The 16,180-nt window shown below is 59.7% G+C and carries 15 protein-coding genes; 9 read left to right on the forward strand and 6 right to left on the reverse strand.

Annotated features, from left to right (window positions below; translation table 11 throughout):
- Positions 1 to 113: 113 nt before the first annotated feature.
- A complete protein-coding gene (gene denD / locus BW994_RS15370) occupies positions 114 to 1,103 on the reverse strand; it encodes a D-erythronate dehydrogenase (RefSeq protein WP_029312767.1) in 990 nt (329 codons plus the stop codon).
- 324 nt (positions 1,104 to 1,427) lie between these two features.
- On the opposite strand from denD, the gene BW994_RS19340 reads away from it, so the two are divergent.
- Together BW994_RS19340 and BW994_RS15375 are read left to right on the forward strand one after the other, a co-directional pair.
- Positions 1,428 to 2,411: a hypothetical protein gene (locus tag BW994_RS19340; protein ID WP_139334151.1), complete on the forward strand. Its 984-nt coding sequence runs from the start codon at positions 1,428 to 1,430 to the stop codon at positions 2,409 to 2,411.
- Between the two features lie 5 nt (positions 2,412 to 2,416).
- Positions 2,417 to 2,839: a transposase gene (locus BW994_RS15375; RefSeq protein WP_211252798.1), complete on the forward strand. Its 423-nt coding sequence runs from the start codon at positions 2,417 to 2,419 to the stop codon at positions 2,837 to 2,839.
- Between the two features lie 16 nt (positions 2,840 to 2,855).
- On the opposite strand, the gene BW994_RS18940 is transcribed toward BW994_RS15375, so the two are convergent.
- Entirely contained in the window at positions 2,856 to 4,559 is a 1,704-nt protein-coding gene (locus BW994_RS18940; RefSeq protein ID WP_081849153.1) for an ATP-dependent nuclease, read from the reverse strand.
- Positions 4,560 to 5,103: 544 nt separating this feature from the next.
- Between BW994_RS18940 and BW994_RS15390 the strand changes: the two genes are divergently transcribed.
- On the forward strand, positions 5,104 to 5,511 hold the full coding sequence (locus BW994_RS15390) for a transposase (protein WP_217696472.1): 408 nt from the start codon (positions 5,104 to 5,106) through the stop codon (positions 5,509 to 5,511).
- Positions 5,512 to 5,632: 121 nt separating this feature from the next.
- A complete protein-coding gene (locus tag BW994_RS15395; protein ID WP_076454691.1) occupies positions 5,633 to 6,418 on the forward strand; it encodes an FkbM family methyltransferase in 786 nt (261 codons plus the stop codon).
- A 371-nt stretch (positions 6,419 to 6,789) separates the two neighbouring features.
- On the opposite strand, the gene BW994_RS15400 is transcribed toward BW994_RS15395, so the two are convergent.
- From BW994_RS15400 to BW994_RS15415, 4 genes are all read right to left on the reverse strand, one after another.
- The gene (locus BW994_RS15400; RefSeq protein ID WP_029312762.1) at positions 6,790 to 7,356 is read right to left on the reverse strand and encodes a hypothetical protein; all 567 of its coding nucleotides are present in this window, start codon (positions 7,354 to 7,356) and stop codon (positions 6,790 to 6,792) included.
- 73 nt (positions 7,357 to 7,429) lie between these two features.
- Complete coding sequence (locus tag BW994_RS15405; protein ID WP_029312761.1) at positions 7,430 to 8,059, reverse strand: DNA-3-methyladenine glycosylase family protein; 630 nt, start codon at positions 8,057 to 8,059, stop codon at positions 7,430 to 7,432.
- Positions 8,060 to 8,072: 13 nt separating this feature from the next.
- The gene (locus BW994_RS15410; RefSeq protein ID WP_029312760.1) at positions 8,073 to 8,624 is read right to left on the reverse strand and encodes a hypothetical protein; all 552 of its coding nucleotides are present in this window, start codon (positions 8,622 to 8,624) and stop codon (positions 8,073 to 8,075) included.
- A 154-nt stretch (positions 8,625 to 8,778) separates the two neighbouring features.
- Positions 8,779 to 10,749, reverse strand: a complete 1,971-nt coding sequence (locus BW994_RS15415; protein ID WP_081849151.1) for a FecR family protein — start codon at positions 10,747 to 10,749, stop codon at positions 8,779 to 8,781.
- A gap of 189 nt (positions 10,750 to 10,938) precedes the next feature.
- Between BW994_RS15415 and BW994_RS15420 the strand changes: the two genes are divergently transcribed.
- The 5 genes from BW994_RS15420 (at position 10,939) to BW994_RS15440 (ending at position 16,175) form a co-directional block, all read left to right on the forward strand.
- On the forward strand, positions 10,939 to 11,220 hold the full coding sequence (locus BW994_RS15420; RefSeq protein WP_051657473.1) for a hypothetical protein: 282 nt from the start codon (positions 10,939 to 10,941) through the stop codon (positions 11,218 to 11,220).
- A 316-nt stretch (positions 11,221 to 11,536) separates the two neighbouring features.
- The gene (locus BW994_RS15425; RefSeq protein WP_051657483.1) at positions 11,537 to 12,844 is read left to right on the forward strand and encodes a DEAD/DEAH box helicase; all 1,308 of its coding nucleotides are present in this window, start codon (positions 11,537 to 11,539) and stop codon (positions 12,842 to 12,844) included.
- 213 nt (positions 12,845 to 13,057) lie between these two features.
- The gene (locus tag BW994_RS15430; RefSeq protein WP_175612127.1) at positions 13,058 to 14,197 is read left to right on the forward strand and encodes a Re/Si-specific NAD(P)(+) transhydrogenase subunit alpha; all 1,140 of its coding nucleotides are present in this window, start codon (positions 13,058 to 13,060) and stop codon (positions 14,195 to 14,197) included.
- Between the two features lie 152 nt (positions 14,198 to 14,349).
- A complete protein-coding gene (locus BW994_RS15435; RefSeq protein WP_029312755.1) occupies positions 14,350 to 14,745 on the forward strand; it encodes an NAD(P) transhydrogenase subunit alpha in 396 nt (131 codons plus the stop codon).
- Positions 14,746 to 14,759: 14 nt separating this feature from the next.
- On the forward strand, positions 14,760 to 16,175 hold the full coding sequence (locus BW994_RS15440) for an NAD(P)(+) transhydrogenase (Re/Si-specific) subunit beta (protein ID WP_029312754.1): 1,416 nt from the start codon (positions 14,760 to 14,762) through the stop codon (positions 16,173 to 16,175).
- Positions 16,176 to 16,180: the final 5 nt, after the last annotated feature.

Here is a 16,180-nt window from a genome sequence, read left to right on the forward strand (position 1 = left end):
AAGCAAAAAACTTTCTGACTCTGGGGCACGGGCGTTGAAACCGGCACGGGCCCAAATTAAAAAAGTTTTTTTTGCTTCTTTTTTGTTCACAAAAAAGAAGACTCTTCCCCTCCCTAAACCGCCACCACACCCCCCATCTCATCCTCGATATGCACCTGAATAATCTCATCGAACGTCGATTCCGCCTCAAACCCCAACGCCCGCGCCCGCTTCGCCTCGAAACTCGTCGGCCACCCCGCCACAATCCGCGCAATCGTCTCGTCAGGCTCCCGCCGGATCAACCCCACCGCCCGATCCCCCGCAACCCGCCGCAACGCCTCGATCTGCTCACCCACCGTCGCCGAAAGCCCCGGCAAACTCAACGTCCGCCGCCAACCCAACGGCGCCAGATCCATCGTCGCCGCATGCACCAAAAACCCAACCGCCGCCCGTGGGCTGGCATGCCAGTGCCGCACCCCCTCATCCACCGGCAACACCGCCTCCTTGCCCGCCAACGGCTCGCGCAGAATATTGGAAAAAAACCCCGAAGCCGCAGCATTCGGCGTCCCCGGCCGAATACAGATCGTCGGCAACCGGATCGCAATCCCGTCCATGAACCCGTGCCGCGAATAATCCGTCAGCAACAACTCACCAATCGCCTTCTGCACCCCATAACTGGTCAGCGGCGTGGTAAAAAACTCATCCCCGATCACCGCGGGAAACGGCGCCCCAAACACCGCGATCGACGATGAAAACACCACCCGCGGCATATAATGCGACCGCATATGCTCCGCCCGGATCGCCTCGAACAACAACCGCGTGCCGTCCAGATTGATCCGATACCCCTTGTCGAAATCCCGCTCCGCCTCGCCCGAAACAATCGCCGCCAGATGCATCACAACATCCGGCCGCCCCGCCACACAAACCTCGGCACTCCCCGGCACCGACAAATCGAGCGTATGCGTCACCACATCACCCTCAAACCCCGCCGGCGCCACCGGCGCAACCGCATCCACCAACGTCAACCGCGTCACCGGCGCCGCCCCAATCACCCCATCCGCCGCAACCCGCGCCGCAAACTTGCGCCCCAACATCCCGGCCGCGCCAATGATCAAAATATGCATTATGCTTTCCCCCGTTTCCTCACCGATGATTATATTTAAAATCAGGCTCACGCCAAGGGCAGCGGCGGGGGTGCGACGTCAGCATCAAACAATCGCTACTTTTTTGTAAAAAAGTAGCAAAAAACTTTTGTTAACTAAAGGCACGCGCGCTCGCAGATGCACAGGCTTAATAAAAAGTTCTATTGACGAATTACTTGACGCAATATATTACTTAATGTATCCTAGATTGCCTAGGAATTTAATTTATGATTTTATTTTTGAGAAAAATTCTCGGCTTGAGGTAAAGCAAATGTCCAGTTTACATAGTATCGGAGGCCAGTCTAGATGCCACGCCTGACGCCTCGGATGCTCCGTTGTGTCTTTTTTCTTTTTGGGCACACTATGGATGGGCAAATAAGCAAAAATCCGGATGGAACGGGGTTTTTGGTAGGCTACCATTCTCGGGATCAACCGCACTTGTGGCACGTCTATGCAGTATCAAATCAGCACGTTGTTGTTAATGCACCAATGATCAGAATTAACACAAAAGACGGCGGCACTAGATTGTTGGAATACAACCCAGACCAGTGGACGCATTCCAAAACAGACGATCTCGCAGTAATCGATGTCACTGATGAACTCTCTTTTAATCCAGAGACTTTAGAATGGTCAGATGATATTACTTGGGTCCATGAACTTGATCTATTGCGCTACGATGAAGGAGGCGGCCGTGCGTATATTGGCGACCAGACAATTATGGTCGGTCTATTCGCCGATCATATGGGCCCCGGGACAGTCAACTCGCCAGTGGCGCGGTTTGGAAGTTTAGCGGCATTTGCGCAGGATGGGGTGTCAGTAAGTATTGGGTCTGGCGATAGATTTGCACGGCCAGCTTTTCTTAATGATACGAGATCACGGACCGGTTTTTCAGGCTCTCCTGTTTGGACATGGTACAATCCAGATAGCGATATAAGGGCGTGGGAGGATTCAAAAAATCCGATATCCAGCCTTTTTTCACGAGCAAAGAAAGCCCCAGATCTATGCTTAATCGGAGTGCATCGAGCGCAATTCCGCGAAGATGCTGAAGTAATTGCAGGCAGCGGCAATACATCGCTGAAAAGAGGCGATGTAGTCAAAATTGCTAGTTCAATGACGATTGTTGTGCCTTCTTGGGAGATAAAACACCTCATCGAGACAGAGGTTTTCGAACTTCAGAGAAAAAAGCGAGACGACCATCAAGATAGAAAGGACGCTTCCGTTCTCTACCAACGCCTTGCACAAGCACAAGATACTGTACCGCTACCTCCGTCGGCGGGCTCAGCTGGCTAATCTAAATCTGCAAGCGCCATCTCGCCGTTGATACGCTCGGACTGCCCATCGAATGCCAGATCACCAATGCCAGCACGCAAGACCGCGACGCACTCGCGCCGCTGCTGGGGGCCGTTCGCCGCAAGAGCCCTTGGGTGAAAAGGGCTTTCGTTAACGGGGGTTATCAAGGCGATGAGGCGCAGCGAGCGGCGTTCGAAGCCAGCCGCATTACCGTAACGGTCGTCAAGCGGACCGATAAGGAGGTCAAGGGATTCGTCGTGTTGCCCAAGCGCTGGGTGGTCGAGCGAACGCTCGGCTGGATCAACCGCGCGCGCCGCCTGTCAAAGGACTTCGAAGCGACGATCAACGCGGCGCTCGCATGGTTGCAACTGGCGCTCGCCTTCCTGATCATGCGACGATTGGCAATGCCAAAAACCCGACAGGCTTGAATTTCGAGTCGGGTTCTTAGACGAGATTATTTCCGAAAATACTGGCTACAAATTCACGCAACTGTTTAAGTTGAGGATCACCCAATTGGTAAGTTGTAAAAATTTTTGACACATATCGAGGTCCGTGGCTTCCAATCTCTGGGCAGAAATTTTCTGCCTCCCCAACTGGAACTATGAAAACGCCCATAGCCCGAAGATTAAAGTCCAACCGCATGAACGCGGCTTGTGCCTGTCCATTAGGAATATGGCTCTTGCCGTATTTTTTCACCATTGCCCACGGCGAAGTTTGCTTCAGCAAATCCTGTATTGCCGACTTAGGCAAACCATCTTCCGAGTGTCCATCAATTATTTGTCTAATACCATCCTTTATTTGGTCTTTTGAAAGCGGTTTAACCCCATTTCGTACTGCTTCGTCGACTTGCTTCCAATCTACTGCGACCGCCTTCCAATCCCCGCCGACCGCATCAATCACAGCTTTCAGCATATGCTCGTCATTGAGGATATCAATATCGGCGACAACCTTCACTCGAACGCCGATCTCTCGTAATGCATTTGCAATCTTTGGTATTGCCGACTTGCCGCCACACGGGATATACGCCGTGTCCGGCCAAAAACCTTTTGACATTTGCTTCCCGAGAAAATCAGCGATGGAGTTGTATAGCCGGCAATCGCTATCATCCTCGCAAATTACCACCTCCTCATGGAAGATCCCGTCAAGTGCATTTGAATATCGAAGTTCTGGTTGGTCCCAAAGTTCATTAAGTCGCTCCGGACTTGTCATGGTAGCGTGATTTTTATCCCCATCTCTTCTAAGACGTATAATTCTAACGTTCCTGCCTGTTGTGTTCAAGAACCCCCTCAAGATGTCACTACTGTGCGTTGCAACAAATATTTGATTCTGTGTTTCTGCGGCGAGGGTTTCGCCGAGACGTCTCATTTGAGGAGGATGTAAGAATGCCTCTGGTTCGTCCAGTAGAGTAATGTCATGCTCGATCGCAATCACTTCGAAAAGAATGCCTGCATAACTCTTCATTCCGTCACCTTGAAGGTCCAGGCGCGGACTTTCGCGCACCGTATTTACATATTCGTCGGAGACACGATCTGGAAACACCGATTGATCAGGCGCGATGCCGACATAAATAGGTATGTCTGGATTCGCCCGAAAATCGAAGAACAAATCCTTACCAAAGGCTTTCTTAAAAAGATTACTTACTCGCTTTGTAACTTTGTCGTTGTCATACATGACGTGCTGTGGTTTCGAACGATGGCCGTCGGCGCCAACGCCTTTTTGAACTGCGGTGATAGCCAACCGACCTTCAGCGCCAAGGTTCTTGCAATACAGTGGTGCTAGGGGGCCAAGAAAGCGTTGCGAAAAAAAAATGGTTTGGTTAATATGTATCCGGTAACTTTGGTATTCGATCAAATCATGGTCAATTTTTTCGCCGCACTCACGCAGCAATACTTCAAGCTCTGCGGAAGTTCCTTCCTTTGAAAGATAAAGATCTTTGACAACTTTGTTGCTAGCAAAAGAAATATTCGGTTCCATCCATCCGATAGCAGCATTAACCTCTCGCAGGAACTCCGATTTTCCAGAATTATTAGGACCGACCACAAGAATTTTTTCGTTGGCCTGGAAGTCAAACTCCTGCCCTCCCGAAAATTGTATTCTCTGTATGGAAACGCGCGGCTTTTCGTGTGTTAATTCTGCAGTTTTTTCCATCTAAAAGCCACCTTTCAAATATATGGCGGGCCACAGAAAGAGGTCCGGAGCGAGAGTTAATGCATTGTTGTCTCTGGCGCCATGGCCGAGAACAGGTTGAGAGAGCCGAAACCGAAGCAAGGGTGGGATGCCCTTCCGTGTACCCAACCACTTTCACGCGATAGCAACGCAATCGTATCACTTCGCCGGAGATGATCCGCACCCCACAGCCCGAACACCAGCGAACCAAACGCAGCGAACAATCTTCTTTTTTGTGAACAACAAAAAAGCACAAACAACTTGGTTGATCGGGGCCCGTGCCAGCCAACCCGCCCATGCCCCAGATCCAAAAAGTTTTTTGCTTCTTTTTTTCAAAAAAGAAGCAAGCGTAGGGTGGGGTGCCCTTCTGCACCCCACCACTTTCACGCGATAGCAACGCAATCGTATCACTTCGCTGGAAATAATCCGTATCCCACAGCCCGAACACCAGCGAACCAAACGCAGCGAACAATCTTCTTTTTTGTGAACAACAAAAAAGCACAAACAACTTGGTCGATCGGGGCCCGTGCCGGCCAAACCGCCCATACCCCAGCTCCAAAAAGTTTTTTGCTTCTTTTTTTCAAAAAAGAAGTGCTTTCTTCCTTTCTCACCCCCCGCCCACCGTGGTTATCTCCCTCGGGTGAAAATGGCTTTCGTTGACGGAGGTTATCAAGGCGATGAGGCGCAGCGAGCGGCGTTCGAAGCCAGCCGCATTACCGTAACGCTCGTCAAGCGGACCGATCAGGTGGTCAAGGGATTCATCGTGTTGCCCCAGCGCTGGGTGGTCGAGCGAACGCTCGGCGGGATCAACCGCGCGCGTCGCCTGTCAAAGGACTTCGAAGCGACGATCAACGCGGCGCTCGCATGGTTGCAACTGGCGCTCGCCTTCCTGATCATGCGACGATTGGCAACGCCGAAAATCCAACAGGATTGAATTTCGAGTCGGGTTTTAGGGGTTCATTAACCTTATCAACGATACATTCACGAGAAGGCATAGCGGTAAAAGGCGGGTCTCGGGTCAGCTCGACTTCGAAGTCCCAAACAGGAGATTTAGCTTGACGTTCGATCAATATTCGTGGACTGGCCAGTCAGCATATCGAAACCAGATACACCAAAGCTTCGAACCTGTTCAGCCCTATGTTTTTTTCCAATATGCTGCGGCGGCTGCGTGTAACATTTTCTTTGATATTGGTGCCAATGTCGGCGTCTACACAATCTTAACGAAGACCTGCAAAACCGTCACTGAAATATACGCCTTTGAGCCTGACGAAACAGCCTTTTGCCATCTGGTCCAGAACATCAGTTCGAACAAGATGACGGAGGTGGCAACAGCCTTTGATCTTGTCGTCTCAGATCAGTCCGGAATGGTCAATTTTGGCACCCAGGCACCCGCATCTGGCATCAATGCCGTCATCTCGACCTCGATCCATGGCATGGAGCATTATCCCAGTACCAGCACCCGGCTCTCGATCTCAATCGATGAGTTTTATCACGGCAAAAATCAGACTATCGCCTTCAAAATCGATGTCGAAGGCCACGAAAATCAAGTGCTCGAAGGGGCCCAGCGTGTTCTGGTCGAGAACGCCGCAATCATCCAGTGTGAGATTTACCAGAACCACGAAGAGACGACGAAGTTCATGGCAGACCTCGGGTATCGGAAAATCTTTGCGATTAAGAACGACTATTATTTTTCGAACATCGCCCATCTCGTCGGCGAGCAAGTGAACTTGGATATCATTTCCAAAGCTCTATCGAAATTCGTCGATGACAGCGTGACAGCCCTCTACCGCTACGGCATTCAGAGGCCAACTGGGAACGTTTCTGGAACGCCAACACTCTGATTTTCCCAGAATTCTGAGATGGACCCTGAAAACTGGACAGGTCGCTAAGAGCAAGGGTGGGGTGCCCTTCTGCACCCCACCACTTTCACGCGATAGCACCACAATCACATCACTTCGCCGGAAATAATCCGCACCCCACAGCCCGAACACCAGCGAACCAAACGCAGCGAACAATCTTCTTTTTCGTGAACAACAAAAAAGCAAAAACAACTTGGTTGATCGGGGCCCGTGCCAGCCAACCCGCCCATGCCCCAGCTCCAAAAAGTTTTTTGCTTCTTTTTTTCAAAAAAGAAGTGCTTTCTTCCTTTCTCACCCCCCGCCCACCGTGGTTATCTCCCCTGGTGCGCACCGCCCCAACCCCGCTGACGATCTCACTCCTCGGCCGCTTCGCCCTCATCATGGCGATGCTGGCCGAAATCGCCGTCAACCAGGGCCACGCGCAACACCTTCCGGGGGCCAAGATCATCGCCATCTGGCAGCGCCTCACCAGCATCGCCGCCCGCTTTGCGCGCGCTGTATTGCGCGGCCCCACCCCGAGCCGGAAGCGCCTCACGCCAGAAAAACCCAATCGCGCCAAACGCCCCTCCCTGCCGGATGGCTTCGGCTGGCTCCCCCGCGTTTTCCCCGGCACGCACGACATGCCCGCCGCCGTCACTTACCCCGCCCAGCAACTCCGCGATCTGCTCGCCGACCCCACCATGGCCGAACTGATCGAAACCAATCCCGCAATCGGCCGCATCCTCCGCCCCCTGTTCGAAGCCCTCGGCATCGAACGCCCGGCCATCCTCGCCATCCCTCAGCCAACCGCGCGCGAACCCGCGCACCACGAACCCGAACCACCGCCCGCCACGCCGATCAGTGTGGCGCGCGCGGCCCAGGTGCCCGATCCAATCGCCGCCGGGACGCCGCCAGTCACCGAAAACCAGGATCAGGACCAACGAAATTCAATCCCTACCGAACCCGTCGCCCCACCGCATCTATTTCATTCCGCTTTCGTAACAAACACGATCCCTACCGGCCCTTCGCCGTCTCCTTCGCCCGATCCGCCGCCCGCCATAAATACCATGCCGCCGTCGTCCGATACGGCGCGTAGGCTTCCCCGATCACCGCGAAATCCCGCGGTTTCGGTTGTGCGTCGAGTCCGTGGATCACCCGATAGCCTTCCCGCACCCCGAAATCATCGACCGGAAACACATCCGGCCGCCCGAGCGTGAAAATCAGCAGCATTTCCACCGTCCATCGCCCGATGCCGCGCAGCGCGCACAGCCGTTCGATCAATTCGGCATCGGAAAGCCGGCTTGCCGCGCGGCGGGTCGGCACCGTGCCGTCCAGCGTGCGGGCCGCGATATCGCGCAGGGCGGCGATTTTTGCCCCGGAAAACCCGCAGCCCCGCAAATCCGCCTCGGCCAGCGAGAGCAGTGCCGCCGGCGCCGGGCATTCCGCCCCCGCCAGCGCCGCCAACCGCCCCAGAATCGCCGTCGCCGCCCGGGCGTGCAATTGCTGATGCGCCACCGCCGATATCAACGCCGCGTAGGGCTCGCGCGTCCGATCATGCACCAACCCGCAGCGCCCCACCTCACCGATCAGCGCCCCCAGCACAGGGTCAGCCTGTGTCAGATGCGCCCGCGCCAACCGGCTCATGCGAGATCAGACCTCACCGCGCCCAGCGGCTCATCGCCGCCGCAATCCATTGCCGCCACGCCGCCAGGCGCCGCGCCAACCGTCCCCGCTCGCCATCGCGCGAGGCAAGCCGCAGCCGCTGGCGGATCGGCCGCGTCCGGTCCAGCACCCAGTCGCGCGCCAGAATGACCTTGTCATGCGCAATGGCGAACCACCGCACCGACATCAGGTTTTCCTCGCACGACTGATAAATCCACAACCCCACCAGGATCGCGAACCCCTTGATGAAAACCGCCACAATCGTCGCGGCGAACCAATTGCCCTTGACGAACAAAACCGTCGCCCAAAACCCGCTCAAATGATCGATCGCCTCGGGGATCAGAAACAGAAACACCACCACCAGCGGCGGCAACGTCTGCAAAAACCGCCGCAACCGCGCCACCACCGCCAGGCGCGAAATCAAATCCAGCAGCGCCTTGGCACCATCCCAGATCACCCGATCCAGAAATTCGAGCAGCAGCGCCAGCGGCAACAGCAACACGTCTTCGACCATGCGCCGCATCCGCCGCCGGCGTCGTTCAATCATCGCAGCGGAAGCCGGGTCTTGCATGAGCCGATCGTACCACGCGCAACCCCACCCCTGATAGGGCAATCATCAACCAACCAGCCCCCACCGACCAAACCGCCCATAACCCAAACAAACAAAAGTTCTTTGCTGCTTTTTTACAAAAAAGAAGCCCTCACGGATGCTGCTGATCCGGATGCCCCGGCGCAGGACGAGGCGCCGGCCGAGCGGGCGGACGCGGTGCCGGATGAAACTGCTGCGCCGGCGGATGGTATTGCGGTGCCCGTGCAACCGGCCGTGCCTGCTGCACCGGCGGGTGAAACTGCTGTGGCCGAGGTGCGGGATGAAACTGCTGCGGCTGCGGCCGCGCCTGCTGCACTGGCGGATGATACTGCGGCCTCACCTGGGGAGTCCTGATCTGCGGCTGCATCTGCGGCGGCCGCACTGCCCCGGGTCGCGCAGGCCCAACCGGCGGCCGGGGTGCCTGCGGCGTGTTCATATGAACCATCCCGCCCGGCTGCATCGGCCGCCCGATCGCCGCCGGCATCGGATGCGCCACCTGAGGCATAACGCCGGGCCGCACATTCGGGCCACGCGGCATCACATGGATCTGCGGCCGGATCGCCTCCGGGCGGATCGGCGCAGGCCGCGCCACCGGCAACCCGCGTGACGCAGCGAACGGCGCCGGCCGTGGTGCCTGTGCCGCGATGCGATGGATCATCGCCCCCGGCGCGCCCGGCAATTTTCCGAACCCCGGCCCACCCGGATGCGCCACCGGCCCGCGGAATCCCGGCGGCGGCACCGGCCGAGCCGCCGCCAACACCGCCCCCGGCGCCGGCCGCCCGAACCGCCCCACCGGATCACCCCGCCGCATCGCATCGGCCGGCAACACCGTCGCCGCCCCCCGATTGATCAACCGCGCCGGCCCGTAATTGTTGATGATCGTGGTATTATGAATATCCGTGAAATGATTCGGATTGCGGATGTTGTAGTAGTTCACCCGCTGCACATAACGCGGCGGGCAATGATACCACGGCCGGTACGGCTCATCCGGCCCCAGCGGCACCCACCCGATCGAACCGACCGCAAACGCCGCGGCGGTAATCCCCACCCCGATCGCCACACCCGTCCCGACATTGAAAAAACTCACCGTCGCCGGCGCATACACCGGCTGATAATAGGCCGGCGCGTCATAAGCCACCGGCGCCGGCGCCCAGCCCCACCGCCCGCCATACTGCACCCAGCGCCCGTAATGGAACGGCGCGAACCCCCACGGATCGTTATCCACCCAGGTCCAGCCCCAGGGTGCCACATAGGCCCAATGCCCCTCGCGATACGGCACCCAGCTCGATGCGACGCGCGGATACCACACCGCGCCATATTGCGGCGTCTGCGACCATGATCCGTATTGCGCGAGCTGATACCCGCCGGTCATCTGATTGACCACCGGCGGCACATAGGCAGGCGCCGGCGCATACCGCACCGCGAGCAGCCGCACCACGAACGGGTCGCGCTGCCCCGCCCCCAACGCCGCCGTCACCGGATCGGCGCCCTGCAAGGTCGCGGTCTCACCCGGCGCGATATCCAGCGACACGTTCTGCCCCTGCAACTGCGCCGCCCCGCTGATCACGGTCACCGTGGTCGGCGCGGTCTGATCACCCGCGACAATGTCATACTGCCCGTCCCGCGCAATCGTCACGGTGCCGCGCGGCGTCGTGATCGCATAGCGCGCCCCCGGTGCCAGGTTCCGCACGTCGACATAAACCTCGCCCTGCGACAGCGCGGCATCGACCACCTGCGGCCCGATCGTGGTCACCTGCAACTCGGTCGCCTCGTTCAGCGTCATCCGGCTCCAGTCGATTGCGACCGCCGCCTCCGCCCCCGGCTGGGTATACAGCGCATCGCCGCTGGTCACCGGATAATTCAGCGCCGCAGCACTCCACTGGCTGGCCCCCGCGCTGTCGAACGAAACCGACCCTTGCACCAGCGCGATCTGACCGACCCGCTCGGGCGGCGTTGCGGTGGCGGCATCCTGCGCCTGCGCCAGCGGCATGCCTTGCAAAACCGTCCCGATCGCCGTGGTCAGCGCCAATACCACCCGAAACGGGGCGACACGAAATGGGGCAAAACGAAAACTGGGTCGCATGGCATGTCTCCGTGGGGCGGCCGTGTTGAACAGGACTTATAAACGGCGTCGGCTGCGGCCTAATAGGGACCGGATCGCGGCAGCATCAAGGCGAAACATTGCCGCACGTTACAATTTTGGTCCCATTCCGCCTCATCCTTGCCACAAGCGCGCACCTATATAGCAGCCAGTGTTCAATGAGGTGTTCCAATGAAACCGATACTGCGCAAAACCTTGGTCATGATCGCACTTGGCAGTGCGGCCATTGGTCTTTCGGGTTGTGTCTACTACCCCAGTACCTATGGCTACGGGTACGGCGGCGGTTACGGCGGCGGCTATGCCGCACCTGCCTATGTGGCACCCGCACCGGTCGTGACCGGCGGCCTGTTTCTTGGCGGCGGATGGGGCGGCGGTTGGGGCGGCGGCTGGGGTGATGGTGACCGCGGCGGCTGGGGCGGCGGCGATCGTGGTGGCTGGGGCGGCCGGCACTGACGTCGATCGGTCGGTGATCAGAGCGACTCCCGGCGCACCAGCGCACCAGCCCTGCCCCAATCGCGCACGATTACCCTTGCCAATCCCCCGACCGAGCTTGTATGTGCGGTGCAACAGAACAATGCTCGTAGACGCGGCGGTTTCGTCGCCGGCAATGTTCACTGGATGCGCGGCGCCCGCAATGGTGCCCCATCCCAGGTTGGCGGCAGGTAAAACCAAGCCTCGCGCGCTTCACCGGGCAGCTGTTCTACGCATGCTTCCTTAAACCTATATGTCACGCCCCCATGCCGGGGGCGGGACCATGAAAGCATTTTCCTTGACCCTTTTTACCGACCTCGGCCTCGCCGAGCCCGTCATTCGCGCCGTCACGGCCGAATCCTACACCACCCCGACCCCGATCCAGGCCCAATCGATCCCGATCATTCTGGAAGGCCACGACCTCGTCGGCATCGCCCAGACCGGCACCGGCAAGACCGCCGCTTTTGTGCTGCCGATCCTGCACCGCCTGGTCGAGCAACGCACCAACCCCGGCGCGCGCGGTTGCCGTACCCTGATCCTCGCCCCCACCCGTGAACTGGCCACCCAGATCGCGGATGCCGCACGCGTCTACGGCAAATTCATCCGCCCGAGCGTCGCCGTCGTGATCGGCGGTGCCAAGCCCGGCCCGCAGGCCCGCCAGATGATGCCCGGCGTCGATCTGCTGGTCGCCACCCCCGGCCGCCTGCTCGACCATGTCTCCACCGGCGCCATCCGCCTCGATGGCACCGAAATGATCGTGCTCGATGAGGCCGACCAGATGCTCGACCTCGGCTTCATGCCCGCGATCCGCAAAATCATGTCGATGCTGCCGTCCCGCCGCCAGGCGGTGATGTTCAGCGCCACCATGCCCAAGCCGATCCGCGCACTCGCCGCCGAATTCCTGCGCAACCCCCGCGAGGTCTCGGTCAGCGTCGAATCCAAGCCGATCGACCGGATCGACCAACGGGTCATGCTGCTGTCCGGCGAAGCCAAAAAAGACGCGCTGGTCACCCTGATGAAGGAACCTGGTGTCGAACGCGCCATCGTGTTCACCCGCACCAAGCACGGCGCCGACAAGGTCTGCCGCCATCTCGAAGCGGCGAATATCGGCGCCTCCGCGATCCACGGCAACAAGAGCCAGAGCCAGCGCGAACGCGCGCTCGATCAGTTCCGCCAGGGCCGCATCAAGGTTCTGGTCGCGACCGACATCGCCGCCCGCGGCATCGATGTCGATGGCATCTCCCATGTGGTGAATTTCGAACTGCCGAACATTCCGGAATCCTACGTCCACCGCATCGGCCGTACCGCCCGCGCCGGCACCGATGGCATCGCGGTGTCCTTCGTCGAACCCGCCGAGCTTACCTATCTGCGCGACATCGAACGCCTGATCGGCAAGCAGCTGATCCCCGGCGGCGCCGTGCCCGCCCGCGGCGTGGTCCCGCCGCACCTCAACCGCGCCAACAACCAAGGCCGCAACGGCGGTGGTGGCCAGAATCGTAGCGGCGGCGCACCGAAGACCGGCCACAGCCGGCCGCAGCAGCGCTCGCACGCCGCACCAGCCCGCGGCCGCAGCGAAGGCAACCGCAGCGCCAGCCGCACCGGCTGATCCGCAGCGCTACCAAACCGACCGACTTGCGAAGCGCACGGCCAGGGGTTCACCCCTGGCCGTACTGCATCGCGCCAGCCACGCTTGACATCGCACCCCGCGCATGGTGCGAGAGTTCAAGGCAAGCGGCGTCCTCGTGGCATTTATGTCGCTTGCGATGGGGCTGGCCAACATAATATTCGATTGCATGCGCTGCACGAAGGGATGGAACTGATGCGTCTAGCGGTATTGAAAGAGCGCCTGCCGGGGGAAACCCGCGTCGCCGCGGTGCCCGATTCGGTCAAGAAACTCACGGCCCTGGGCATCCAGGTCGTCATCGAGGCTGGAGCCGGTGAATCCGCCGCCATCTCCGATGCCGCGCTGCGCGATGCTGGCGCCGAAATTGTCGCCGATGCCGCAACCGCCCTCGCGGGTGCCGGCGTCGTCCTCACCGTCCAGGCGCCCGACGACGCCACCCTCGCGATGATCCCGCGCGGCGCCCTGCTGATCGGCACGCTCGGTGCGGCCGGCAATCCGTCCCTGGCGCAAACCTACGCCGCCGCCGGCATCGATGCCTGCTCGATGGAACTACTCCCCCGCATCACCCGCGCCCAGTCGATGGACGTGCTCTCCTCCCAGGCCAACCTCGCCGGCTACCGCGCCGTGATCGAGGGTGCGGAGGCCTTCCCGCGCGGCTTCGCCATGATGATGACGGCCGCCGGCACCGTGCCGCCAGCCCGCGTCTTCGTGGTCGGCGCCGGCGTCGCCGGCCTCCAGGCCATCGCCACCGCCCGCCGCCTTGGCGCCATCGTCTCGGCCACCGATGTCCGGCCCGCCGCCAAGGAAGAGATCAAATCCCTCGGTGCGACCTTCATCGGCGTCGAAGACGAGGAAAGCAAAGCCCAGACCGGCGCCTATGCCAAGGAAATGAGCGCCGAGTTCCGCGCCAAACAAGCCGCCCTGATCGCCGAAACCGTCGCGAAAAACGACATCGTCATCTGCACCGCCCTGGTCATGGGCCGCAAAGCCCCGATCATCGTGACCTCGGAAGCCGTCGCCGCCATGCGCATGGGCAGCGTCATCGTCGATATCGCGGCGGACGCCGGCGGCAATTGCGGCGCCACCGTGCCCGGCGAACGCATCGTCACCGATAACGGCGTGGTCGTGCTCGGCTATCGCAATTGGCCCGCCCGCATCGGCGTCGCCGCCAGCACGCTCTACGCCCGCAACCTGCTCACCTTCCTGACCAATTTCTGGGACAAGGACAGCAAAACCCCGAAACTCCCGCCCGAGGACGACATCGTCAAAGGCGTGCTGCTGACCCGGGGCGGTGCCATCGTTCACCCGAATTTTGTGCAGCAGGCGGCAGCATAAGGAAGCAAGCACTTCTTTTTTTGAAAAAAAAGAAGCAAAAAAACTTTATTCCATGAGACCAAGCAGGTGAAACCACCCGTGACCCAGACAAACAAAAGTTTTTTGCTTCTTTTTTACAAAAAAGAAGTCTTCCCTTCCCTTAGGAGCCCCGAATGACCCCCGCCGAACTCGCAGGCCAGGCCGCCGCCCTCGCCCATAAAGCGTCCATCCTCGCGCAGAACGCCGCCGGCTTCGCCGCACAGGAAGCCGCGCGCGGCCCCCACGGCGCCCCGCTGATCGACCTGTTCGCCGTCTTCGTGATGGCGGTGTTCGTCGGCTATTACGTGATCTGGAGCGTCACCCCCGCGCTCCACTCGCCGCTGATGGCCGTCACCAACGCCATCTCCTCGGTCATCATCGTCGGCGCCATGCTCGCCGCCGGCCTCCACGGCGATTTCGCGGCCCATGCCTTCGGCTTCCTCGCCATCATGCTGGTGTCGGTGAATATTTTCGGCGGCTTCATGGTCACCGCGCGCATGTTGTCGATGTTCCGTAAAAAGACCAAGTAAGGGCGCCCAGAATCATGAATTACGCATCCGATCCGGGCATCACGCTCGCCTACATCGTCTCGGCCGTCCTGTTCATCCTCGCGCTGCGCGGATTGTCGAGCCCCGTCACCTCCCGCCGCGGCAACCAGCTCGGTATGGCCGGCATGGTCATCGCCATCCTGGCCACCCTCGCCCATCCCGGCATGATGCTCGGCGGCGTCGGGCTGATCATCGTCGCCGTCGCCATCGGCGGCACGGTGGGCGCGGTCGTCGCCAAACGCATCCAGATGACGGCGTTGCCCCAACTCGTCGCCGCCTTCCACTCCCTGGTCGGCCTCGCCGCCGTGTTCGTCGCCGCCGCCGCACTCAATGCGCCACAAAGCTTCGGCATCGGCACCCCCGGCCACCTCCGCCTCGAAAGCCTGATCGAAATGTCGATCGGCCTCGCCATCGGCGCCGTTACCTTCACCGGCTCGATCATCGCCTTCGCCAAACTCCAGGCCCTGATGAAAGGCACGCCGATCACCTTCAAGGGCCAGCACTACCTCAACCTTGCGATCGGCATCCTGATCCTGGTCCTGGTCATCGCCTTCGTCGCCTCCGGCGGCTCTCAGACCCTGTTCTGGCTGATCGCCCTCGCCGCCCTCGCGCTGGGCTTCCTACTGATCATCCCAATCGGCGGCGCCGACATGCCCGTCGTCGTTTCGATGCTGAACTCCTACTCCGGCTGGGCCGCCGCCGGCATCGGCTTCACCATCAGCAACTACGCCCTCATCATCACCGGCGCGCTGGTCGGCTCCTCGGGTGCCATCCTGTCCTACATCATGTGCAAAGGCATGAACCGCTCGATCATCAACGTCCTGCTCGGCGGCTTCGGCACCGATTCAGGTGCTGGCGGCCCCGCCGCCACCATGGGTGACAAAACCGTCAAATCCGGCTCCGCCGAAGACGCCGCCTTCATCATGTCCAACGCCTCGAAAGTCATCATCGTCCCCGGCTACGGCATGGCCGTCGCCCAGGCCCAGCACGCCGTCCGCGAAATGGCCGACCTGCTCAAGGCCGAAGGCGTCGAAGTCAAATACGCCATCCACCCCGTCGCCGGCCGCATGCCCGGCCACATGAACGTCCTCCTCGCCGAAGCCAACGTCCCCTACGATGAAGTCTTCGAACTCGAAACCATCAACAACGAATTCTCCACCGCCGACGTCGTCTACGTCATCGGCGCCAACGACGTCACCAACCCCGCCGCCAAAACCAATTCGGCCTCGCCGATCTATGGCATGCCCATCCTGGAAGTCGACAAAGCCAAAACCGTCCTCTTCGTAAAACGCAGCATGGCCTCAGGCTACGCCGGCGTGGATAACGAGTTGTTCTTCCGCGACAACACGATGATGCTGTTTGGTGATGCGAAGAAAATGACCGAAGAAATTGCCCAATCGCTCGGGAAGTAAGGCAA

The sequence above is a fragment of the Acidiphilium rubrum genome (assembly GCF_900156265.1).
Taxonomy (GTDB): domain Bacteria; phylum Pseudomonadota; class Alphaproteobacteria; order Acetobacterales; family Acetobacteraceae; genus Acidiphilium; species Acidiphilium rubrum.